General features: G+C 68.7%; 21 protein-coding genes. 13 read left to right on the forward strand and 8 right to left on the reverse strand.

Translation table 11 applies throughout. The annotated features are described in order from the left end of the window. The first annotated feature begins 43 nt into the window (after positions 1–43). Positions 44–2,956 carry a glycosyltransferase gene (locus tag ABD116_RS40130; protein ID WP_343983552.1) on the forward strand — a complete coding sequence of 971 codons (2,913 nt, stop codon included), beginning with the start codon at positions 44–46 and terminating at the stop codon, positions 2,954–2,956. Continuing rightward, positions 2,953–4,431 carry a DUF5719 family protein gene (locus tag ABD116_RS40135; protein WP_343983555.1) on the forward strand — a complete coding sequence of 493 codons (1,479 nt, stop codon included), beginning with the start codon at positions 2,953–2,955 and terminating at the stop codon, positions 4,429–4,431. The genes ABD116_RS40130 and ABD116_RS40135 overlap by 4 nt, the downstream gene beginning before the upstream one ends. 4 nt (positions 4,432–4,435) lie before the next feature. On the opposite strand, the gene ABD116_RS40140 is transcribed toward ABD116_RS40135, so the two are convergent. Further along, positions 4,436–4,882, reverse strand: coding sequence for a metallopeptidase family protein (locus ABD116_RS40140; RefSeq protein ID WP_343983558.1), 447 nt, complete (start codon positions 4,880–4,882; stop codon positions 4,436–4,438). Positions 4,883–4,913: 31 nt separating this feature from the next. On the opposite strand from ABD116_RS40140, the gene ABD116_RS40145 reads away from it, so the two are divergent. The 9 genes from ABD116_RS40145 to ABD116_RS40185 all read left to right on the forward strand — a co-directional run bounded on the left by ABD116_RS40145 (position 4,914) and on the right by ABD116_RS40185 (position 12,780). Beyond that, complete coding sequence (locus ABD116_RS40145; protein ID WP_343983560.1) at positions 4,914–5,306, forward strand: DUF3499 domain-containing protein; 393 nt, start codon at positions 4,914–4,916, stop codon at positions 5,304–5,306. A 100-nt stretch (positions 5,307–5,406) separates the two neighbouring features. Next, positions 5,407–6,021: a hypothetical protein gene (locus ABD116_RS40150; protein ID WP_343983563.1), complete on the forward strand. Its 615-nt coding sequence runs from the start codon at positions 5,407–5,409 to the stop codon at positions 6,019–6,021. A gap of 76 nt (positions 6,022–6,097) precedes the next feature. Then, entirely contained in the window at positions 6,098–7,186 is a 1,089-nt protein-coding gene (locus ABD116_RS40155; RefSeq protein ID WP_343983565.1) for a Gfo/Idh/MocA family protein, read from the forward strand. After that, a complete protein-coding gene (locus ABD116_RS40160) occupies positions 7,179–7,913 on the forward strand; it encodes a ThuA domain-containing protein (RefSeq protein WP_343983568.1) in 735 nt (244 codons plus the stop codon). Before ABD116_RS40155 ends, ABD116_RS40160 begins: the two co-directional genes overlap by 8 nt. Positions 7,914–7,950: 37 nt before the next feature. Further along, positions 7,951–9,339 carry a phosphomannomutase/phosphoglucomutase gene (locus tag ABD116_RS40165; protein ID WP_343983571.1) on the forward strand — a complete coding sequence of 463 codons (1,389 nt, stop codon included), beginning with the start codon at positions 7,951–7,953 and terminating at the stop codon, positions 9,337–9,339. Continuing rightward, positions 9,340–9,543 carry a Trm112 family protein gene (locus ABD116_RS40170; RefSeq protein ID WP_328334834.1) on the forward strand — a complete coding sequence of 68 codons (204 nt, stop codon included), beginning with the start codon at positions 9,340–9,342 and terminating at the stop codon, positions 9,541–9,543. It abuts the gene before it with no gap. Then, entirely contained in the window at positions 9,543–10,625 is a 1,083-nt protein-coding gene (locus tag ABD116_RS40175; RefSeq protein ID WP_343983576.1) for an SIS domain-containing protein, read from the forward strand. The genes ABD116_RS40170 and ABD116_RS40175 overlap by 1 nt, the downstream gene beginning before the upstream one ends. Further along, entirely contained in the window at positions 10,619–11,785 is a 1,167-nt protein-coding gene (gene manA / locus ABD116_RS40180) for a mannose-6-phosphate isomerase, class I (protein WP_343983579.1), read from the forward strand. The genes ABD116_RS40175 and manA overlap by 7 nt, the downstream gene beginning before the upstream one ends. 35 nt (positions 11,786–11,820) lie before the next feature. Further along, complete coding sequence (locus ABD116_RS40185; RefSeq protein WP_343983583.1) at positions 11,821–12,780, forward strand: cation diffusion facilitator family transporter; 960 nt, start codon at positions 11,821–11,823, stop codon at positions 12,778–12,780. A 62-nt stretch (positions 12,781–12,842) separates the two neighbouring features. Here the strand turns inward: ABD116_RS40185 and ABD116_RS40190 are convergent, their stop codons facing one another. The 4 genes from ABD116_RS40190 to ABD116_RS40205 form a co-directional block, all read right to left on the reverse strand. Then, complete coding sequence (locus ABD116_RS40190; protein WP_343983585.1) at positions 12,843–13,502, reverse strand: ABC transporter ATP-binding protein; 660 nt, start codon at positions 13,500–13,502, stop codon at positions 12,843–12,845. 16 nt (positions 13,503–13,518) lie between these two features. Further along, the gene (locus ABD116_RS40195; protein WP_343983588.1) at positions 13,519–15,477 is read right to left on the reverse strand and encodes a hypothetical protein; all 1,959 of its coding nucleotides are present in this window, start codon (positions 15,475–15,477) and stop codon (positions 13,519–13,521) included. A gap of 148 nt (positions 15,478–15,625) precedes the next feature. Beyond that, positions 15,626–15,955, reverse strand: a complete 330-nt coding sequence (locus tag ABD116_RS40200) for a lactococcin 972 family bacteriocin (RefSeq protein WP_343983591.1) — start codon at positions 15,953–15,955, stop codon at positions 15,626–15,628. Positions 15,956–16,275: 320 nt separating this feature from the next. Next, positions 16,276–16,644, reverse strand: a complete 369-nt coding sequence (locus ABD116_RS40205) for a MerR family transcriptional regulator (protein WP_343983595.1) — start codon at positions 16,642–16,644, stop codon at positions 16,276–16,278. 121 nt (positions 16,645–16,765) lie between these two features. Here ABD116_RS40205 and ahcY point away from each other — a divergent pair, with 121 nt between their 5' ends. Next, entirely contained in the window at positions 16,766–18,202 is a 1,437-nt protein-coding gene (gene ahcY / locus ABD116_RS40210; RefSeq protein WP_343983598.1) for an adenosylhomocysteinase, read from the forward strand. Between the two features lie 55 nt (positions 18,203–18,257). On the opposite strand, the gene ABD116_RS40215 is transcribed toward ahcY, so the two are convergent. After that, entirely contained in the window at positions 18,258–19,013 is a 756-nt protein-coding gene (locus ABD116_RS40215) for a class I SAM-dependent methyltransferase (protein ID WP_343983601.1), read from the reverse strand. A 101-nt stretch (positions 19,014–19,114) separates the two neighbouring features. Here ABD116_RS40215 and ABD116_RS40220 point away from each other — a divergent pair, with 101 nt between their 5' ends. Then, positions 19,115–19,537: a hypothetical protein gene (locus tag ABD116_RS40220; protein WP_343983604.1), complete on the forward strand. Its 423-nt coding sequence runs from the start codon at positions 19,115–19,117 to the stop codon at positions 19,535–19,537. On the opposite strand, the gene ABD116_RS40225 is transcribed toward ABD116_RS40220, so the two are convergent. Continuing rightward, the gene (locus ABD116_RS40225; protein WP_343983607.1) at positions 19,519–20,256 is read right to left on the reverse strand and encodes a helix-turn-helix domain-containing protein; all 738 of its coding nucleotides are present in this window, start codon (positions 20,254–20,256) and stop codon (positions 19,519–19,521) included. The genes ABD116_RS40220 and ABD116_RS40225 overlap by 19 nt on opposite strands. Positions 20,257–20,289: 33 nt before the next feature. Continuing rightward, entirely contained in the window at positions 20,290–21,306 is a 1,017-nt protein-coding gene (locus tag ABD116_RS40230; RefSeq protein ID WP_343983609.1) for an RDD family protein, read from the reverse strand. Positions 21,307–21,516 lie beyond the last annotated feature (210 nt).

Consider the following 21,516-nt stretch of genomic DNA (forward strand, 5'->3'; position numbering starts at 1 on the left):
CTGTACCAGGTCGTCACTTTCCCCTGAGGTGTCACTGCTCCGCATGGAATCAGAAGCTCCGGCCGGCTGGGAGTTCTTCGACTCAGTCGACTTCCCCACCGACCTCACTAACGATCCGATGGGTCGCGCGCCGATCCGGCACGTCGTCACCGCGGTCGTGGTCGGCCACGAGGGAGCCGCCTGGCTGCCCCGGCTGACCGAGGCGTTGTGGGCGCTGGGCCGCCGTCCCGAGCGGCTGATCGCGGTCGACACCGGTTCCACCGACGAGACCGCCGAACTGCTCGCCACCATGCCCGCCGTCGAACCCGTCGTGAGCCTGTCGGCACGTACCGGCTTCGGTACCGCGGTCGCCCGCGGCATCGAGACGGTCGGCTTCGCGCCGGTACCGTCCGCAGTCGGCCCGTACGGCGACGACCAGCACATCCCGGTGGTCGAGTGGCTCTGGCTGCTCCACGACGACTGTGCACCGGCCCCGAAGGCGCTGGAGCAGCTGTTGCTGCAGGCGACGATGTCGCCGGACACCGCCGTCTGGGGCCCAAAGCTCAGGATGTGGCCGCGCGACCGTGAACTGCTCGAGGTCGGCGTCACCACCTCGCTCGGCGGCCGCCGCGACACCGGGATCGAGAACGGTGAGCTCGACCAGGGCCAGCACGACCAGCCGCGGAACGTGCTCGCGGTCAGTTCGGCCGGCATGCTGGTCCGCCGCGACGTGTGGGAATCGCTGCGGGGCTTCGACCCGCGGCTGCCGATGTTCCGCGACGACATCGACTTCGGCTGGCGTGCGAGCCGGGCCGGCTTCAAGGTCGGCGTCGCACCCGATGCAGTCATCTACCACGCCGAGGCCGCCGCGACCGGCGAGCGCGCGCTGGCCGGCACCCGCCGGCATGCGTACCAGCTCGACCGCGCTCACGCGTACTACACCGTTCTCGCAAACGCACCTGGCAAACTGCTTCCGCTGCTGGTGCTCAGATTCCTGCTCGGTACTTTCGTCCGCTCCGTCTGGTTCATCATCGGCAAGACGCCGTCCGGCGCGGTCGACGAGTGGACCGCTTTGCTCGGGACGCTGCTGGCCGGTGGCTGGACGCAGGCCCGCAAGGATCGCCGCCGGCTCGACAAGGTTCCGTACGAAGACATCAAGCCGCTCTTCTCGCGCTCGGTGCACGCACTGCGGCACAACCTCGAGGAGACCGGTAGCACCATCACCGAGCGGCTCCGCGAGGCCTGGGCCGACGAGCCCGAGGAGCAGGTCGTCACGACCGCTCGCCGGGCCAAGAGCACGGCCCGCGTCGCACAGGACCAGCCACGCTGGCGCCGGCAGCTGATCCGCCGGCCGTTCCTGGTGACGTGGGTCTTCCTGTTTCTGGGCATGTTCATCGCCGCGCGCAGCCTGATCGGCAGCGGCGTACTGCGGTCCAACCTGTTGCTGCCTCCGCACGAGAGCCTCGGGTCGCTGTGGCACGCGGCCGCGGCTGCACCGCCGGGTGTGACTCCACCGGCTTGGCTGGCTCAGTTCTGGGCGCTGTCGACGGTGACCTTCGGACCGTCCGGCGCGACCAACGTCGTCCTGCTCGGCGCGATTCCCCTGGCTGCGTTGGCCGCTTGGGGACTGCTGCGCGCCTTTGTCGTCGACCGCGTTGCGCGGGCTTGGGGCGCGGCGGCGTACGGGTTCGCTGTCTTCACCAACGGCGCTGTCACGCAAGGCCGGATCGGGACCGTCATCGCGGCGATCGCGTTGCCGCTGCTCGGTGCCGCGGTGCATACGGTCGCGAGGCGTCGGCGCGTGGTCATCCAGGGCAGTTGGCGTGCGGCCTGGTTCGCCGGCATCTGCCTGGCTGTGCTGATCGCGTTCACGCCGGCTCTGGGGCTGCTGGTCGGAATCACTTTGGCCGTTGGTGCGCCGCTTGGTCTGGGCTGGCGACGTCAGGGTCGGCAGCTGGTTTTCTCCGTCGTCCTGGGCCTGGTGCTCGTCCTGCCGTGGACGATCGAGCTGATCATGCACCCGTCGCGACTCGGCCAAGAAGCAGGTGGCCCACCCACCGCAGCGATCGGCCCGGGCGACAGCCTCACGCACCTGCTGACCGGTACGCCGGTTGGCGCGCCCGTACCGTGGTGGTTCGCAGTACCGCTGATTCTGGTTGCCCTGTTGAGTTTGCTGCGCGAGTCGCGGCAGCGGTACGAGCTGATCGGCTGGTTCGCCGCACTGGCCGGATTGGCGGGCACGTTGATCGCCAGCCGGCTCGGTGGTGGCAGTGGACCGCTGATGTTCCTGATGACGGCCGGCTGGATCATCGCGATCACTGTCGCGTGGGACTCGGTCGGCAAGTCGCGCGACGTCATCGTCCAGGCCGTACTGGGCCTGGTGCTGGTCGCGACGCTCGTCACGGCCGGCTTCTGGCTCGTACGGGGTGACGACGGCCCGTTGCGTCGTGGACCTGAGCAGGACCTCCCGGAGTACCTGATGTCGTCGCAGGCTCCGCCGGAGAACGCGTCGATCCTGGTGGTCCGCAAGGACGCGACGACGGCGATGCGCTTCTCGCTGGTCCGTGACGGCGGCCCGCGGATGGGTTCGCTGGAGGCAGCGCCGAAGCCGGCACAGACCAAGCCGATCACCGACATCCTGTCCGCGCTGGGCGGGGGTGGTACCGGTGAAGAAGGCCGGCAACTCGCGGCACTAGCCGTCGACTATGTCTATCTACCGGCGCCCGTCGATCCGACCCTGATGGCGACGCTCGACTCGCTGCCTGGCCTGACCAGGGCCAGCGCGGCCGACGGTGACGCCTCCTGGCTGGTCGACCGGACGACGATCGAGGGCAAGGCTCCGTTGCAGGACAACGTGAACGACATCTGGCGGGTGCTCGGCATCATCGCGTGGATCATCGCGCTGATCTCCTGCATGCCGACAGCACGGCGCACCGTCGCCACACCGCGCGGGACACATGCAAGGAGGGTGTCGTGAGCGGCCTGTTGTCGGACGTCCGGATCAGGGTCGGAGCCTGCGTGCTCGCGATGGCTGCTGCGGGCGGTCTGGGCGTCGTGACGCACGCCAAGGAGCCGGTCACGCGTCCTGAGGGCGCCGGCGGGGTGACCCGCACGATCGTGAACCGTACTGCGCTGAGCTGTCCGGCCCCTGGTCCCGGCGGCAAGATCCAGAGCGCGGTCGACTCGGTCTCGCCGCAGCTACCCGAGGGCACACCCGTTGCCCCAGGCGCGGCGACGCCGTTGTCGATCGGCCCGCTGCCGGCCACCTCGGACCCGATCGGATCGGTCCTGGTCCGCGGCAAGATCGCTTCGACGGCGAAGACCGCAAAGCCGGTACCGCTGTCCATCCGCGGCACCGGCCCGCTCGCGGCCGGCACGGTCGGCACGAGTACGACGGTGTCGACCGAAGGCGTGAACCGTGGCATGGCGAGCGTGCCCTGTCAGCTGCCTGGGTCGGACTTCTGGTTCGTCGGCGCGAGTGGCGCCGCCGGCCGGCGCGACATCCTCGAGCTGACCAACCTCGACAGCGTCAACGCCGAGGTCAACGTGACCGTCTACTCCGCCAGCGGCGCGCTCGACCTGCCCAACGCGCGCGGCGTCGTAGTACCGGCCCGTGGGACCACTGCGGTGTACCTGAGCCTGGTGGCCCCGAAGATCCGGGACCTGGCGTTGCACGTCGAGTCCACCGGCGGCCGGGTGGCTGCTGCTCTGCGGGACAACGCGAGCAACGGCAAAGAGCCGGCCGGTGTGGACTGGATCAGCCCGTCCGCCCCGCCGGCCAAGTCGCTGGTGATTCCCGGGATGGCCGCGGGCAAGGGCATCCGGATCATCACGCTGGCCAACCCGAGCGACCTGCAGGCGACGGCGACGCTGACCATCAACGGTCCGAACGGACCGTTCAAGCCGGCCGAACTGTCGACGATGCAGATCCCGGCGGGCACGGTGAAGTCGATCCGGCTCGATCCGGTACTGCTCGGCGACCCGTCCGCGGTGACGGTCAGTTCGGACCAGCCGCTGACCGGCTCGACCCGGACCATCGACGCGAGCGGCCAGGACTTCGCGGTGCTCGGATCGGCCGAGGCGCTGACCGGCCCGGCCTATCTGGTGCTGCCCGCCCACTCGCAGCCCGCGCAGTTGCAGATCACGGCGCCGGGCAAGACGGCGACGGTGAAGTTCGAGCTGCGCGACGTGGCGGGCAAGCTGCTCGCGGCACGGTCGCTCGACGTGATCAACGGCTCGACCACGATGATCCCGTTCAAGGCGCAGCCGCGACCGACGTACCTGATGGTCGAGCAGGTCAAGGGCTCCGCGGTGGCGGCAGTGACGTTGATGCCGCCGACCAAGCTCGGCGACGACGAGGTGCCGTTGGTGGCCGCCTGGCCGTTGACGACGTCACTGGTGTTCCGCGCTCAGCTCGGCGCGCAACCGGACGTACGGGCTGCTTTGAAATAGAGCCCTAGTCGTCGTCGGTGTCGAACTCGGGGTCGATCTGCTCCGGCGACAACGCCAGGACGTCGGCGAGCTCGAGCACCAGCGCCGAGCGGACCAGCCAGGCCAGGCTGGTGCCGGAGCGTTCGGCCCGCAGCTCGATCGGACGGCGGAAGACGACGATCCGGTACGGCTCGTGCGACGTGCCGCCGGTCGAGTGCGTCAGCGGGATCTCACCCGCGTGCATGTCGAGGTTCGGCACGTCCTCGATCGCGAACTCGACCCGCGCGACGACCTGGGGCAGCCGCTTCTCCAGCCGGGTCACCTCGATCGCGACGACCTCGTCGAACTGGGCCGCGGCGGACCGCTGCAGGGGCAGTCCGCGCGGGGCGAAGCTGCTCGGCCGGCTGATCGGCCCGAGCATGCCGCGTCCATGGCGGTCGATGTGCCGTCGATGACGGCGAGCCTCGGTCACGCGATCAGCCTAGTGGGGGTAGCGTCTGGACGTGAGCATCGCCAGGATCTGTTCGCGCGCCGCCTGCCATCGGCCGGCGGTGTCGACGCTCACTTATGTCTACGCCGACTCGACCTGTGTGCTGGGCCCGCTCGCGACGTACGCCGAACCGCACTGTTACGACCTCTGCGCCGATCACGCCGACCGGCTGACCGCGCCGAACGGCTGGGAAGTCATCCGGCTCGCTCCGGACCCGGCCGCGTCCGGTCCCTCCGACGACGACCTCGAAGCCTTGGCGAACGCGGTGCGCGACGCCGCCCGGCCGATCCCGACGGCGACTCGTGAGCCGGCGCCGGGCGCGCCGGTCGAGGTGATCCGCCGGGGTCACCTGCGGATGCTGCAGGATCCGGGCTCGACGGCCACGGACAACACCGAACAGGCCTGAGCCCCGCAAGAAGGCACCTTCCCCATCCGGTCGCGAACTTTTCCCGTTCGGGCCGTGTCTCACCCCGCAAGAAAGCACCACGACAAGGGGGATGGGAAAGATGAGGAAGTTGGGGATCACCATGGCGGCCGGCCTGTCAGCGCTCGGGGTGCTGGCAGTCGGGGCGTCGGCAGCGCAGGCGGGGGCCTACATGGACCGGACACGGTTGGTCACGCTGTCGCAGGTGAAGCAGGCCGACCCGGGCACGAAGTGGATCACGCAGGTCGACAAGGGCACGCTGCCGTCGGCGTACTGCGGCCCGGCGTCGACCGAGGGCAAGGCGGTGGCGCAGCGGCTGGCCCGCGGCTACACCGACGAGATGACGAACTACGGCACGCAGTACCTGAGCCGGTACCAGACCGAGGCGGCGGCCAAGGCGGCGTACACGTCGATCCTGGCCACGCTGAAGACCTGCAAGTACTCCAAGCCGGCGCCGACGCACGCGCGCCGGATCACCGAGAACCGGCACATCGTGGCCGGTGACGCGACCACCATCCTGCGCTGGTGGGACTACGCGCTGCCGAGCGACCCGGGCAGCGAGAACGGCGCCTTCCCGTACGCGGTCACGCGCAAGGGCACGGCCGTCTCGGTGCTGGCGTTCAGCGGCGACGGCGTGGGCATGAAGGCGGCCAACTTCGACAAGATCGCGAAGGCCGCGGCCGCCAAGCTGCCCTGACGTTTTCTGTTCGAACGTGTTTCGTCACGTGGGATGAGGTTGACCACTCCGTCAGGTACTGACAAGACTCGTCGCTGTGAACGATCAAAAGCTACGAGTCGGAGTGGTCGGCCTCGGCTTTGCCGGACGGACCGCACTGGAAGCGTTCTCGGAGTTGCCCGACGTCGAAGTGGTGGCGCTCGCGGGGCTCGAGACGGACATCCTGAAGGGTCTCGGCGCCGAGCATTCGGTGCCGAACCTCTTCGAGAAATGGGAGGACCTGATCGCCCTCGACGGCCTGGACGCCGTCAGCATCGGTACGCCGACGCAGCTGCACGCCCCGATCGCCCTGGCGGCACTGGATCGCGGGCTGCACGTGCTCTGCGAGAAGCCACTGGCCCGGACGGTGGCCGAGGGCACCGCGATGGTCGAGGCCTCGAAGAAGGCCGGCCGCGTGCTCAAGGTGGTGTTCAACCATCGCGAGCGGGGTGACGTCGCCACCCTGAAGCACCAGATCGACGAGGGACTGCTCGGCCGGATCTACTACGCCAAGGCGCACTGGATGCGCCGCAACGGCATCCCCGGGATGGGCGGCTGGTTCACCAACCGCGAACTGTCCGGCGGTGGCCCGCTGATCGACCTCGGCGTGCACATCCTCGACATGGCGCTGCACCTGATGAACGAGCCGACGGTGACCACGGTCAGCGCGAACACCTTCGCCGAGCTCGGCCCGCGCGGCCGCGGCAGCGTCAGCAGCGTGATCCGGCCGACGGTCGACACGCTCGGCGCGAAGTTCGAGGTGGAGGACCTGGCCACGGCGTACCTGCGGCTCGAGGGCGGCGGGGCGCTGCAGCTGGAGACCAGCTGGGCGACGTACCGGGCGCCCGGCGACAACTTCGGGATCGAGCTGTTCGGCACCGAGGGCGGCGCGAAGATCGACGTCCAGAACTACACGAACACCGACACGCTGAAGATCTTCACCGACGTCGGCGGCATCCCCGCCGAGGTCCGGCCGGCCACCGGCGCCGGGCTCGGCCATCGCGCGGTGGTCAGCGAGTTCGTCGCGATCGTGCTCAGCGGCGACTGGGCCGCCCACAACGGTTCGGAGGCGCTCACCCGCACCCGGATCATCGACGCCGCCTACGCCTCGGCGCAGGCCGGACGAGAGGTAGTGCTCGATGATTAAGATCACCGTCTGGGGCGAGAACGTCCACGAGCAGGACGACGCCGCCGTCCAGAAGATCTACCCGGACACCATGCACGAGACGATCGCGGCCGGCTTGCGGTCGTCGCTGGGCGATGAGGTCAAGGTCCGTACGGCGTGGCTGCAGCAGCCCGAGCACGGGCTGACCGAGGAGGTCCTGGCCGACACCGACGTGCTCACCTGGTGGGGGCACCGGGCGCACGGCGACGTCGACGACGCCGTGGTCGACCGGGTGCAGGAGGCGGTGCTGTCGGGCATGGGCCTGATCGCGCTGCACTCCGCGCACTTCTCGAAGATCTTCAAACGCCTGATGGGTACGACGTGCTCGCTCGACTGGCGTTCCGAGAACGACCGGGAGCTGCTCTGGACCGTCGCCGCCGGGCACCCGATCGCGGCCGGCGTACCGCACCCGCTGGTGATCCCGCAGGAGGAGATGTACGGCGAGCTGTTCGACGTACCGCAGCCGGATGAGCTGGTCTTCGTCAGCTCCTTCTCCGGCGGCGAGGTCTTCCGCTCCGGCTGCTGCTACCGCCGCGGCCAGGGCCGGGTCTTCTACTTCCGCCCGGGCGACCAGGAGTACCCCACCTACCACCAACCCGAGATCCAGCGCATCCTCGCCAACTCCGTCCGCTGGGCCGCCCCAGCCACCGAACGCAAGCTCCCCGACGTCCACCACCGAGCAACACCCGGCTGGTTCGAAACAGCCTGAAACACAGGTTCTGGCGCGGGCCAGATAAGGTCCACGCATGGCTGATGTAGCTGCGATCTTCAAGGCGTATGACGTGCGGGGTGTGGTTCCGGACGAGTTCGACGAGGCGGTGGCCCGGGCGACCGGGGCGGCGTTCGTCGAGGTTCTGGATGTGCTCTCCGGTGCTGGGGCCGTGGTGATCGGCTATGACATGCGTCCGTCGAGTCCTGGGCTGGCCGCCGCCTTCGCGGAGGGGGTGACCAGTACCGGGGCCGACGTGATCGACATCGGGCTGGCCTCGACCGACCAGCTGTACTTCGCGTCCGGGCGGCTGCAGTTGCCGGGGGCGATGTTCACGGCGAGCCACAACCCGGCGAAGTACAACGGGATCAAGATGTGCCGCGCGGGCGCCTCCCCGGTCGGCGCGGACTCAGGGCTGCGGGACATCGCGGACCTGGTCGCCAAGACCCTGATCGACGGGCTCTCCCCGGTCGCGGTCCCCGGGCACGTCAAGCAGAAGGACCTGCTCACGGCGTACGCGGACCACCTCAACGACCTGGTCGACCTCAGCGGCATCCGCCCGCTGAAGGTCGTCGTCGACGCCGGCAACGGGATGGGCGGGCACACCGTGCCGGCCGTCTTCGCCACCGGCCCGGTCGAGATCCTGCCTCTGTACTTCGAGTTGGACGGCAACTTCCCCAACCACGAAGCCAATCCGCTCGACCCGAAGAACCTGGTCGACCTGCAGGCGAAGGTGCGCGAGACCGGCGCCGACCTCGGACTCGCCTTCGACGGCGACGCGGACCGCTGCTTCGTGGTGGACGAGAAGGGCGACGCGATCTCGCCGAGCGCGATCACCGGCGCCGTCGCCGTCCGTGAGCTGGCCAAGCACCCCGGCTCGACCATCCTGCACAACCTGATCACCTCCAAGGCGGTCCCTGAGCTGGTCGCCGAGCACGGCGGCGTACCGGTCCGGACCCGGGTCGGGCACTCCAACATCAAGCAGAAGATGGCCGAGACCGACGCGGTCTTCGGTGGTGAGCACTCCGCGCACTACTACTTCCGGGACTTCTGGCGCGCCGACACCGGCATGCTGGCGGCCCTGCACGTGCTCGCGGCCCTCGGCGAGCAGGACAAGCCCGCCTCCGAACTGTTCGAGATCTACGAGCGGTACGTCGCCTCGGGCGAGATCAACAGCCGGGTCGAGGACGCCGCGGCGACGGTTGCGGCGATCGAGGACACTTATGGCGACCGCGAGGGCATTACCGTTGATCACCTGGACGGTCTGACGATCGATGCCGGCGACTGGTGGTTCAACGTGCGTACGTCGAACACCGAGCCGCTGCTGCGGCTGAACGTCGAGGCCGGGGACGCCGCCACCATGGAGCGTGTCCGCGACGAAGTACTGGCCCTGATCACCGGTGCACCGGTGGAGGAGAAGAACTAGATGCCTGTGAACCTGGACCCTGACCTGTTGAGCATCCTGGTCTGTCCGAAGTGCCGGTCGGAGTTCCGCGTGGACGACGAGGCGAGCGAACTGGTCTGCACCAACCCGACCTGCGCGCTGGCCTACCCGGTCCGCGACGACATCCCGGTGCTGCTGATCGACGAGGCGCGCGAGACCAAGGATGCAGAGGCCTCCGAGAACTGATGAGCGTCTTCGACGATTCGCGGCTGGACGACCCCGCCGCCCTCGAGGCTTCCGACCACTTGCTGCGCCGGCTGGCCGGGGCGGGTGCCCGGGTGCGGGCCGAGCTCGAAGCCTCCGAGGAGGCCCTGTCGCAGCTGTCCACCGACGGCTTCCGTCCGCGCGCGATCGTCGCCGCCGGCCGGGACGCCCGTCTGGTGCGTGCAGTACTGGAGCCGGTCTGCCCGGTGCCGTTCGTTGCGTGGCCTGGTCCGGGTCTGCCGGGCTGGACCAGCCCGCTCGACCTCGTCGTCGTGCTGGGTGGCTCTGACGCTGACCCGGGCGCTGTGTCCGCTGCTTCCGAGGCTGTACGCCGGGGAGCCGGCCTGCTCGTCGCTGCGCCGCCGGACTCGCCGGTTGCGGCCGCATCGGCTGGCTCGCGGCACGCAGTACGGCTGCCGTCGCAGTCGGATGACCAGCTGGCGGCTGCAGTCGCAGTACTGCAGGGGTTGCACCAGATGGACCTCGGCCCGGCTGTGGACGGCAAGGCCGTCGCGGAGATGCTCGACGAGGTAGCGATCGAGTGCTCTCCCAACAACGACGTAGCGTCCAACCCTGCGAAGGACCTGGCGCTCATGCTCGCCGATGCGCTTCCCCTGGTCTGGGGCGGCTCGGTGCTGGCTGCCCGTGCCGCACGTCGTGTGGTGGAGGCTGTGCGGCTCGCTAGCGGTCGCCCGGCGCTTGCCGCCGACTGTGGGCACCTGCTGCCCGTGCTGGCGAACCAGCCGCCGCGGGACGTCTTCGCCGACCCCTTCGACCAGCCGGAGGAGCTGCGGCCGGGTCTGGTCATCCTGGACGACGGGGTGGAGGACGCAGGCGTCGCAGAGCACCGTCGCCAGCTCGAGGACAAGGCTGAGCGTCACGACGTACGGGTGCATGTGGTGCGGCAGGCGAACGGGACTGATGTCGCCCGGTACGCCGCTCTGACGCAGCACGGCCGGTATGCCGCGGCGTACCTGGGAATCGGGCTCGGCCGCTATGGCACGCCGCGGGAGGACCAGGCTCCGGGACCGACGGGCAACCCCGCGGAGGACCCGGCGTGGTAGTTCCGCTCCAGAACACCATCCGCGACTACGCCTGGGGGTCGCGGACCGCGATCCCCGAGCTGATCGGGGTGGAACCGGACGGCAAGCCGCAGGCCGAGCTGTGGATGGGCGCGCACGAGTCGGCGCCGTCCGTACTGCCCTCGGGCGACTCGTTGTTCGACCTGGTGTCGTCGGACCCCAGCGGTGTGCTGGGGGAGGAGACCGCTGCCGAATTCGAGGGCCGGTTCCCGTTCCTGGCGAAGATCCTGGCGGCGGAGCAGCCGTTGTCGATCCAGGCGCATCCGTCCCGGGCACAGGCGATCGACGGTTATGCCCGCGACGAGGCAGCGGGAATTCCGCGCGACGCGGGCGATCGCAATTACAAGGACGCCTGGCCGAAGCCGGAGATCCTGATCGCCCTGGGTCAGTTCGACGCTTTGGTGGGATTCCGGCCGGTGGCGGATTCCGTCGCCTTGCTCGACGCGCTGGGTGTGCTGGACGAGCTGCGGGCTTTGTTGCTCGACGGGAAACTGCAAGACGCATTCACGACCTTCATGAGCACCGACCGGGATGCGATCCGTCCGCTGGTCTTCGCGCTCGGTGAGGCCTGCCGGGCTTATCAGGGCTCGGAGTTCGCCCTCGAGACCGAGACGCTGAGCCGGTTGTGTGAAGAGTTCCCGGACGACCCCGGGGTGCTGGCCGCGTTGTTGCTGAACAGGGTGCGGCTGGAACGGTTCGAGGCGGTCTACCTGCCGGCCGGCAACGTGCACGCTTATCTGCACGGGACCGGGTTCGAGGTGATGGCGAACTCGGACAACGTGTTGCGGGGTGGGCTGACCCGCAAGCACGTCGACGTGGCGGAACTGGTGTCCGTGGTCGACTTCGAGCCGCTGCCGTCTCCGGTGCTGCACGGCGTGGAGGTCGCGCCCGGCGTCACGGAGTACGAGACCGGCTGTGAGTACTTCGCCGTCCGGCGGTTCGACCTGTCGGCCGGGCCGACCAAGGCGCCGGGCAGTGGACCGCGGATCGTCGCGTGTGTTGGCGGAACGGCCTCGGTCGATGCCGCGGGCACCGAAGAAACCGTGCGGTTGTCCGCCGGACAGTCCGCGTTCGTCCGCGGAACCGAAGGACCCTGTACTCTGCGTGGTTCCGGCACGGCGTTCGTCGTGTCCGCTCGCTGACCCCCTTACCCAATTGGCTCCGGAGGACAACGGAAATGGCTGGTGGCGGTAACAAAGCCGTCGTCGCGGCACTGCTGGCGAACACCGGTATCGCGGTCACGAAATTCGCTGCCTGGGGGCTGACCCAGTCCGCCTCGATGCTGGCCGAGGCGATCCACTCGCTGGCCGACGCCGGGAACCAGGTCCTGCTGCTGGTCGGCGCCAAGCGGGCCAAGCGCGAGGCCGACGAGCTGCACCAGTTCGGCTTCGGCCGCGAGCGCTACGTGTACTCGTTCATCGTCGCGATCGTGCTGTTCAGCGTCGGCGGGCTCTTCGCGCTGTACGAGGGCTACCACAAGGCCCACGACCCGCACCCGATCGAGCACTGGAAGTGGGTGCCGGTAGCGGTCCTGGTGGCCGCGATCGTGATGGAGTCGCTGTCCTTCCGCACCGCCATCATCGAGGCGAACAAGCTCCGCGGTACGACGCAGTGGGTGCGGTTCGTCCGCAACGCTCGCGCGCCCGAGCTGCCGGTCATCCTGCTGGAGGACTTCGCCGCCCTGACCGGTCTGGTGCTGGCCCTGATCGGCGTCGTCCTGACCCTTGCCACCGGCAACGGAATCTTCGACGGCCTCGGCTCGATGGCGATCGGCGCGCTGCTGGTCTGCGTGGCGATCTTCCTGGCGATCGAGATGAAGTCCCTGCTGCTGGGCGAGTCCGCGACCCGCGAGGCACAGGCCAAGATCGTCGCCGCGCTGGAGAACACGCCGGGAGTGAGCCGGCTGATCCACCTCCGTACCCTGCACCTGGGTCCGGAAGAGGTGCTCGTCGCCGCCAAGCTGGCCGTTGAGTCCGGCGTGGACGCGGCAGCGATCGCCGAGATCATCAACTCCGCCGAGCGCGCGGTGCGCACGGCCGAGCCGATGGCCCAGCACATCTACCTCGAGCCGGACATCTTCGTCGAGAACTACACCCGCGAAGAGCGCCCGGCCGTGCCCGAGGCGCCTTCGCACTGAGCGGCGTCTGCTCCGCCGCCGCTGAGGCGGCCGGCGGACTAGCTGCTGAGGCGCTTGGCCGGCTAGTTGGTGACCAGCTCCGCGGGGCGCGTCAGTGAGTGGCGCGTGTCGCAGGCTGCCATCATCTCGTCGTCGTGGGTGGCGACGATGACGGTGCAGCCCCGGGTGGCCAGGTTGCGGAAGAGGTCGATGACGCGGGTGCGGTTGCCCTCGTCGAGCGAGGCCGTGGGCTCGTCGACGAAGACCGCCTTCGCGTTCTTGTAGATCGCCCGGGCGATCGACAACCGCTGCTTCTCGCCACCGCTGAGGTGGGCGGCGAGTTCGTTGTCGCGCCCGGTCAGGCCGGTGAGCTCCAGTGCCTCGGCCAGCGCCGCCTGGTCGCCGACGACCTTGGAGCCGAAGACGCTCGCCTTCATCACCACGTTGAAGGCGACCGACTCCTCTTCCATCACGCCGTAGTCCTGCAGGACGAAGGCGCCGGAGTCCTTCCAGAAGCGCCGGCGCTGACCGGCCTTCCAGCCGGTCGTGTCGACCCCGTCGACCAGCACCCGGCCGGAGCTGGGCTGCTGGAGCAGTCCGAGGCAGTGCAGCAGCGTCGTCTTGCCGCATCCGCTCGGTCCGACCAGGGCGGTCATCGTCCCGCCCTCGCAGACGAGTGAGGCCTGCTGGACGATCTGGCGCCCATCGATCACGACGGAGACGGCTTCGGCTTCGATCTTCATATGCGTTCTTTCCCGTCTACAGTCTGCGTCGGCTGACGTTCTCGAAGGTCCAGCGGGTGGCCAGCAGGTGCGTCACCGGCGCCGCGAGCAGACCCAGTACTGCGGCTGCCGCGATCAGCAGCGCGCCGTCACCGCGGCGGAGCAGGATGATCATCGCGGCCAGCCCGATCCCGACGCACCATTCGACGATCACCCGGTCGGCCAGGATCTCGCGCCATTGCTGTCCGGCCAGGCGCAACGGGAAGTCGCGCTTGGCCCGGAGTACGGCGGTGATGAAGGCCGCGATCAGCGACGACACCACCAGCGCGATGATCAGCGCGATCAGCGAAACGGCTTGCAGCCAGGCGAACCACGCCGTGAACTGCGCCAGCAGCACGCCCTCCTCGGCGGCGTACCGGACTGTCGTCTCGCGCTGCAGCCCGTGCGCGGCGATGAGCGCCTGCGTTTGGCCGAGCCCGGTGAAGACCAGGTTGCGGCTGGAGGCGGCTGAGGCGAGGAAGTCGTCGTTGAAGGTGTCGTGCAGGTTCGGCACGAACATCACGATCGCGTCCTTGGGGAAGATCAGTTCGCCGCCACCCCCACTGGCCAACGGCATCGTGCCCGACTGTGCGAAGTGGTAAAAGGACACCTTGCGCAGCGCCGCGTCCCCGGCCGACTTGTCCCGGGTCCAGAGTCCGAGGTTGCCGCTGAGGTACTGCTTGGCACCCGCCGGGATCTCAGCGGCCGGCAGTGGGGTCAGCCCGGGAGTCTCCCCGGTCGCGCCCTTGTTCATCAGCCGCAGCCATCCCGGGCTGAGGACCGCCAGCGTCTCGAACTTGCCCAGGTCGACGTCTTTGAGCGCCTCGTCGTCCCAGGTGTAGGACAGCGCGACGGCGTCCTTCTTCTCGGCGTCGTTCACCACGTCGCCGACCTGCTTCAAGATCTGTTCGAAGCCTTTTTCGCCCATCCCGCCCTGGAAGGAGATCGTGACCTGGTCGGCCAGCGCCTTCCAGTGCGACTGCTGCTCGGCCGACCCACGAGCGTTCGTGTACGCCGTGAAGGCCGGCGCCACCGCCGCGAGCACCAGCACGAAGGTCAGCCCTTTGAGGACCATCGACACCTTGCGCAGCGACTTGACCGCCGGCTCCCGCCGGGCCAGCATCGCCGGCCCCGGCCAGGACGCGGCCGACATCACGACCGCGAAGGCCATCGTCGCGATCAGCACTATGACGTCGAAAGTCACCAGGATCGACAGGTACTTCGGAACGAATGTCCAGCCCTGGGAGATCCCGGTCCACACCACGGCCAGCACGTCGACACCGATCGCCCCGAGCAGTACCGCGACCAGGAACCCGGTCAGGTCCTCGTACTGGATCCGCCAGCCCGAGACGCCGGCGAGCGCGCGGAGCGCCCGGCCACGGGCCTTCACCGACAGCCAGTACAGGACCAGCGACACCATCAGCGCCGTCGCGGCCAGCAGGCTGGTGGCGAAACTCCCTTGTTTCATGACGAGTCTGAGCGTCCCGGCGAGGTTGTTCTCGCTCCACTTGCTGATCACCCGGTGCTCGCCGAGCCAGCTGCGGAACTCGGCCACGCCGGCGGTCGAGCCGGTGATCAGGTACTCGCCGCTGGCGTAGGAGTGCGCGAGCGCGTCCTGGGTGCGGACGGTCGCGTCCTGGTCGTTGCCGAAGCGGCGGATCCGCTCGGGGAACGAGCCCTCCTTGCCGACCTTCACATAGACCTGGCCGGTCTGGTCACCGCCGAGATCGGGCGCGACCTTGACCAGCCCGAGGTCCAGCCGGTCGCTCAGCGCGCCGAGCTCGTGGATCGCGGCCGCGTCGTCCATCCCGGCGCTGGCGAAGTCGAGGTTGACGATCGATTTCGTCGAGAGCTGCTCGGGGTAGGACCGGTCGTGCATGGTGGCGACCAGGGTGACCGCGACGGCCAGCAGCGCGAACAGCAGCGCCGACACCGCGACGGCGATTTTCCTGTGCACTGCAGGTCTCCAGGCGGGTCAGAGGGTCGGATTGGGCGGCTCATCTTCGCACGCAGAGCGACGCCGCGCGACTCTGTGCGATCTCCGGGTGACGCGCATCCGTGCCCGCCCGGCAGGGACCGGGCCGGGCACGGAGACGCTGAGGAAATCAGCAGGTGCGGTAGTAGTACGAGTCGTCGGCGCCCGGGCTGTTGATCGCACCCTTCTCCGCGATCGACTTGTAGCCCGACGCCGTGTTGATGCTGCGGACCAGGCTGCCGTTGAGGATGACGGACGAACCGTGGCACTTGTTCACGGTGTAGTAGGAACGGATCTTGACGTTCCAGAAGCCGTACTCCCAGGTGCCGCCTTCGGCCGGGTGACGAGTCTCCGAGCCGACGTGCAGCCAGGCGTTGGCGGCCGGGGCCGCAATGCCGATGCCGGTGAATCCCAGGCCGGCCATCAATGCGACGGCGAGCCCCTTGCGTGCCTTGTTCATGAGTTTCCCTCTCCTTGGAAAACAGGGCGGAAAGGGAATTACGGAAAACCGTCGAACACCCCGAAAATGCGCACGGAAAAGCCTGCCGAAATACCGTCGGCTGATGATTTCCCCGTGTCGGGCCGCTTCGGCTCCGCAACCCCCTCGTTACAGAAAAGCTACGAGACCTACACAATCCGAAGCAATCCCAGGGCTGGTCACGAAATCATAACGGCGCAATTCTTTGCAGGAACCTGCAACGAATATGACAGATTCTCAGAATGATGCAATTGTGGTCGCTTTTTCGGCGACTTTGTTTGAAGACTGAATGGTTTCTGTATTCAACGCGGCCGATTGTGCGGCGGCGGCAGCATGCCGCTGCGGCCGAGCCAGCGCAGCGCGCGCTCGCGATCGATCTCGGCGGTGGTCGGCGGGCTGCTGAGCCGGCCGGTGCGGTAGCCGAGATTGCGCAGGTCGGCGGCGACCGACGGTTCGGCGAGGGCGCGCAGGGCGAAGGCGAGCGCGGCCGGCGTCACGTCGTAGCGGCGTTCGAGTTCGAGAGCGAGCCGGACGGCGGCCAGGTCGCGGTCGTCGTACTGGCGCTGGGTGTTGCGCGCGGCGCGGGATCTCGGCAGCAGGCCGAGGGCCTCCCGGTAGCGCAGCATCCGGGGGGTGGTGCCGAGGCTCTTGGCTGCTTCCGTGATGCGCATGACAGCAATCCTGACATTTCGGTGTCAGAAATGCCGACCCACCCGACCAGGACCCCGGCCGCGACCCCTAGGCTCGGTTCCGGCAGGAAGCACAACGAATCCCCAGGGGAGCGGCAACGGTATGACGTTCGACTACAAGGTGGCAGACCTCGGCCTGGCCGAGTTCGGGCGCAAGGAGATCCGGCTCGCCGAGCACGAGATGCCGGGCCTGATGGCGATGCGCGCGCAGTACGGCGAGAGCAAGCCGCTGGCCGGCGCGAAGATCATGGGCTCACTGCACATGACCATCCAGACGGCGGTGCTGATCGAGACGCTGACGGCTCTCGGCGCCGAGGTGCGCTGGGTGTCCTGCAACATCTTCTCCACCCAGGACCACGCGGCCGCCGCGGTCGTCGTCGGCCCGAAAGGTACCGCTGACGCCCCGGCCGGCGTGCCGGTCTTCGCCTGGAAGGGCGAGACGCTCGAGGAGTACTGGTGGTGCACCGAGCAGGCGCTGACCTGGCCCGGCGCCGATGGTCCGAACATGATCCTGGACGACGGCGGCGACGCCACCATGCTCGTCCACAAGGGCACCGAGTTCGAGAAGGCCGGCGCCGTTCCGGACCCGTCGACGGCGGAGTCCGAGGAGTACAGCGTCGTCTTGTCGGTGCTGACCCGGTCGCTGCAGGAGGACAAGCAGCGCTGGACCAAGATCGGCCAGAACATCCTCGGCGTCACCGAGGAGACCACCACCGGCGTGCACCGGCTGTACGAGATGCACAAGGCCGGCGCGCTGCTCTTCCCGGCGATCAACGTCAACGACTCGGTCACCAAGTCGAAGTTCGACAACAAGTACGGCTGCCGGCACTCGCTGATCGACGGCATCAACCGGGCCACCGACGTGCTGATCGGCGGCAAGGTCGCGGTCGTGTGTGGCTACGGCGACGTCGGCAAGGGCTGCGCGGAGTCGCTGCGCGGCCAGGGCGCCCGGGTGATCGTCACCGAGATCGACCCGATCTGCGCGCTGCAGGCCGCGATGGACGGCTTCCAGGTCACCACGATCGAGGACGTCGTCGGGATCGCCGACATCTTCGTCACCACGACCGGCAACAAGGACGTCATCACCGCCGACCACATGGCGCAGATGAAGCACCAGGCGATCGTCGGCAACATCGGCCACTTCGACAACGAGATCGACATGGCCGGGCTGTACAAGACGGCCGGTATCGAGCGGGTCAACATCAAGCCGCAGGTCGACGAGTTCCGCTTCCCCGACGGCCACACGATCATCATCTTGTCCGAGGGCCGGCTGCTGAACCTCGGCAACGCGACCGGGCACCCGTCGTTCGTGATGTCGAACTCGTTCACCAACCAGGTGCTGGCGCAGATCGAGCTGTTCGCCAAGACCTCGGAGTACCCGACCGACGTCTACGTGCTGCCCAAGCACCTCGACGAGATGGTCGCCAGGCTGCACCTCGACTCGCTCGGCGTCAAGCTGACCGAGCTGTCGAAGGAGCAGGCCGAGTACCTCGGCGTACCGGTCGAGGGTCCGTACAAGTCGGACGCCTACCGCTACTGAGACTGCTTGCCGAAGGGCGTCGTGCCGGGTTCTGCGGTACGGCGCCCTTCGGCGTTCAGCGGATCGCCGCGAACAGGTGCTTGTCGGCGACCTGACCCAGGACCGCGACCTCGGTGAACCCGGCCTTGCGGAAGGACTGGATCGTGTCGGTCAGCGTGATGTCGCGACCCTTCCAGCGGTCGGCGAACCGTTCCTCGCGCTCGGTCAGGAGCTGCGCGAACGCGGGCTCGGCCGCCGCCGCGTCCCACCACGCCTGCCAGTCCTCGACGCCGTTCGCATGGGACTCGGCCCAGATCTCGTCCCGCAACGCCACCGCGAGCGCATCCAGCCGCGGCACCTCGTCGGGACCGAGGCGCATCGTGTCCGCGTTGAGGAACACGCCACCCGGGCGGATCCGCCGGCCGAGCGTCTGAGCGACCGCGTCGAGGTCAGCCGGGTCGAGCCAGTGCAGTGCGGTCGCCGAGCACACGGCATCGACCTGCTCGTCACCTAGTACCGCGTCCCAGCCGGCCGTCCGCAGATTCGCCTCGGCGAAGTGGACCCGGTCCCCGGCGACGGCCTGACGAGCGATCTCCAGCAGGAACGGATCCAGGTCCAGCCCGACGATCTCGGCTTGCGGGAAGCGCTGCGCGGCCCGCGCCGAGATCGAACCCGGCCCACAGGCCAGGTCCACGAAACGCTGCGGCACACCGGCGATCCGCTCGACGATCTCCAGCATCGACCGGAACTGGTCCTCCCGGTCCGGCAGGTAGCCCGCTTGCTGGTCGTCCCACCGCTGCAGCCATCCGGCCCAATCCACTTGATGCGACATGGTCGCGACAGTAGCTCATTCCCTGCCGGGAATTGAGGCGGCGGCGTGCTGCCAGCAGGATCAGGGGTATCGGGAAAACGCTGTGACACAAGGAGAAAGTCATGACTGACAGCACTACGCGCGATCTGGTGGCCCGCTACGTCGGAGTGTGGGGCCTGGCTGAGGCCGGCGAGCGCCGGAAGGCGATCGAGACGCTGTGGGTGGAGTCGGGCACGCATGTTCTGCAGCCGCCGGAGGAGATCCGTACCGCGGCAGCGGGACTCGGGTTCGTGGCGAGCACGTTGGAGGCGACGGGGTACGACGAGCTCGAGGCCCGCGTCGCGCGGACCTACGAGGAATTCGTCGCCGGGGGTGAGTACTCGTTCCGGCCGGGAGCCTATGCGGTCCGGCTGAAGGATGTGGTGCGGTTCGACTGGGAGATGGTCGCGACCGCGAGCGGTGAGGTGGTCGGCGGCGGGCAGGAGGTGTTGATGGTGGGCGCGGATCAGCGGATCGTCGCCGACTATCAGTTCCCCAATCCCTGAGTCAGCAGGGCTGCTGTTGCCGCGTCGGCGGGGAGGAAGGCTTCCAGCTTGAGCTCGGCGACGGTGACGTCGAGGGCGGTGGCGAAGGTGCTGATGGTCGTCGTCAGGTGAAGGTCGCCTTTGGGGGAGCGGAGTTGCATCGGGGCCGCGAAGCCGACGTGTTCGGGGCCTGGTTCGACGTACGGGACGTAGGCGGCGAGTTCGTCGCGGAGCTCGCCGGGTGGCATCCGGTCGAGGATGTGCTGGGCCCATTGGGAGAGGTTGACGATGCGCGGGGCTACGCCGTCGGGGTGCAGGGACAGGCGGAGGACGTTGATGGGTGGTTCGAGGAGTTTGCCGGCTACGCCGTCGGTGAAGAGGGCGAAGGCGTCGTTGGCCAGGACGAGGTTGTGGTTGGCGTCGACGACGATCGCGGGGTAGGGCTGGTGGCCGGTGAGGATGTGGCCTAGTGCGTCCCGGACGTGGTGCAGGGCGGGGTCGTCGAGGCCGGTCTGTGGATAGACGGGGGCGAAGCCTGCTGCCAGTAGGAGGTCGTTGCGCTCGCGGAGGGACAGTTCCATCGACTCGCCGAGGCGGACGACCATGGTGCGGCCGGGGGCGGAGCGGCCGGACTCGATGAAGCTCAGGTGGCGCTGGGTTGTGCCGGCGCGCAGGGCCAGCTCCAGCTGACTCAGGCGGCGGCGGTGCCGGGTAGTCCGCAGGGTGTCGGGGAAGTTCACACCAGCCAGTCTGCCTTGCGGATCAGACAGATTTCAGGACCACTGGTCGGGTTCGCTGCCCGGTGCATGCCAGCCCTGAGAGTTGACCTTGGTGGTCTCCGGCGCCGGGGCCTGGGCCGCCGGCCGGGCCTGGGGCGGCGGGGGTGGCGCGTATGGCGGCGGTTGCGCGCCGTACGGGCTAGGTGGAGCAAACGGCCCGGCGGGAACGGCGTACGGGTTCGGCTGCGCGGCTTGGGGGTTGGGTGCGGCGAAGGGGCCGGTGGGTACGGCGTACGGGTTGGTGCTGTAGGTGGCTCGGGCTGTGGCCAGGCGGGCTAGTTCGCGGCGGCGGCGCTCGGCCAGTACTGCGGACAGGAACGCGGGCGCGATGATGTGGACCGGCGGTGCGGGCGCAGTGACCTGCCCGACGCGGTAGGCGAGCGCGTCGCCGATCGCTACCCGGGCGGAGACCTCCAGCTCCATGTAGCGGGCCAGGTACTCGCGGCAGGTGTTGGCCAGCTCGTCCGACAGCCGCGACAGCTCCAGCGACTGCGCCCACATGACCAGATGCCCCGGTACGAACAGCGGCGGCGACGCCATCGGCTGGTGCCGTTCGCGGATCACCACCGTGCCGGCGACCATGTCACCGATCCGCTTGCCCTGCTTGTTCATCAGGCTCGCCACGATCCCGGGGCTGGCCGCGAACCACGGCGCGAAGTCGACGAACAGCCAGAGCAGCCCGCGGACCAGCGCATGCCGGAACCGGATCGAGCTGCCGTCGTCGCGGACCACCTTGAGCCCGAGGATCAGCTTGCCGAGCGTCTTGCCCCGGGTGAGCGTCTCCATCACGACCTTGTACCCGACCAAGACCAGCAACACGGTGATGATCGCCAGCGCGGCACCCAGCGCCGGGCTGGCCTCGACGATCAGGAACCCGAGCAGGAAACCCAGCAGCGTCCCCAGCACGATCATCTGGATGACGAAGTCGATCGCACACGCCAGCGCCCGGGTCGGCATCCGCGCGATCCGCACCTGGAGGACGACCGCTTCCCCCGTGACCAGCTGAGACACCCGCGCCCCTCCCTGTACAGACACCTCGGACAGCTAGTGTGACCTAGCCAAGAGCCAGCCGAGGCCAAGGTGCCCCGTGAATGGTGTAGCTCGACGCTATCGGCGCCCAGGCACGCACCTCGCGGCACTTGCCCAGCGCCCACGATGCTCCGCATCGAGGCCACTGCTCAAGCACCACGATGCACGCACCTGGACACCGCTATCGTTCGA

Source organism: Kribbella koreensis (genome assembly GCF_039525325.1).
In the GTDB taxonomy this organism is placed as follows: Bacteria; Actinomycetota; Actinomycetes; order Propionibacteriales; family Kribbellaceae; genus Kribbella; species Kribbella koreensis.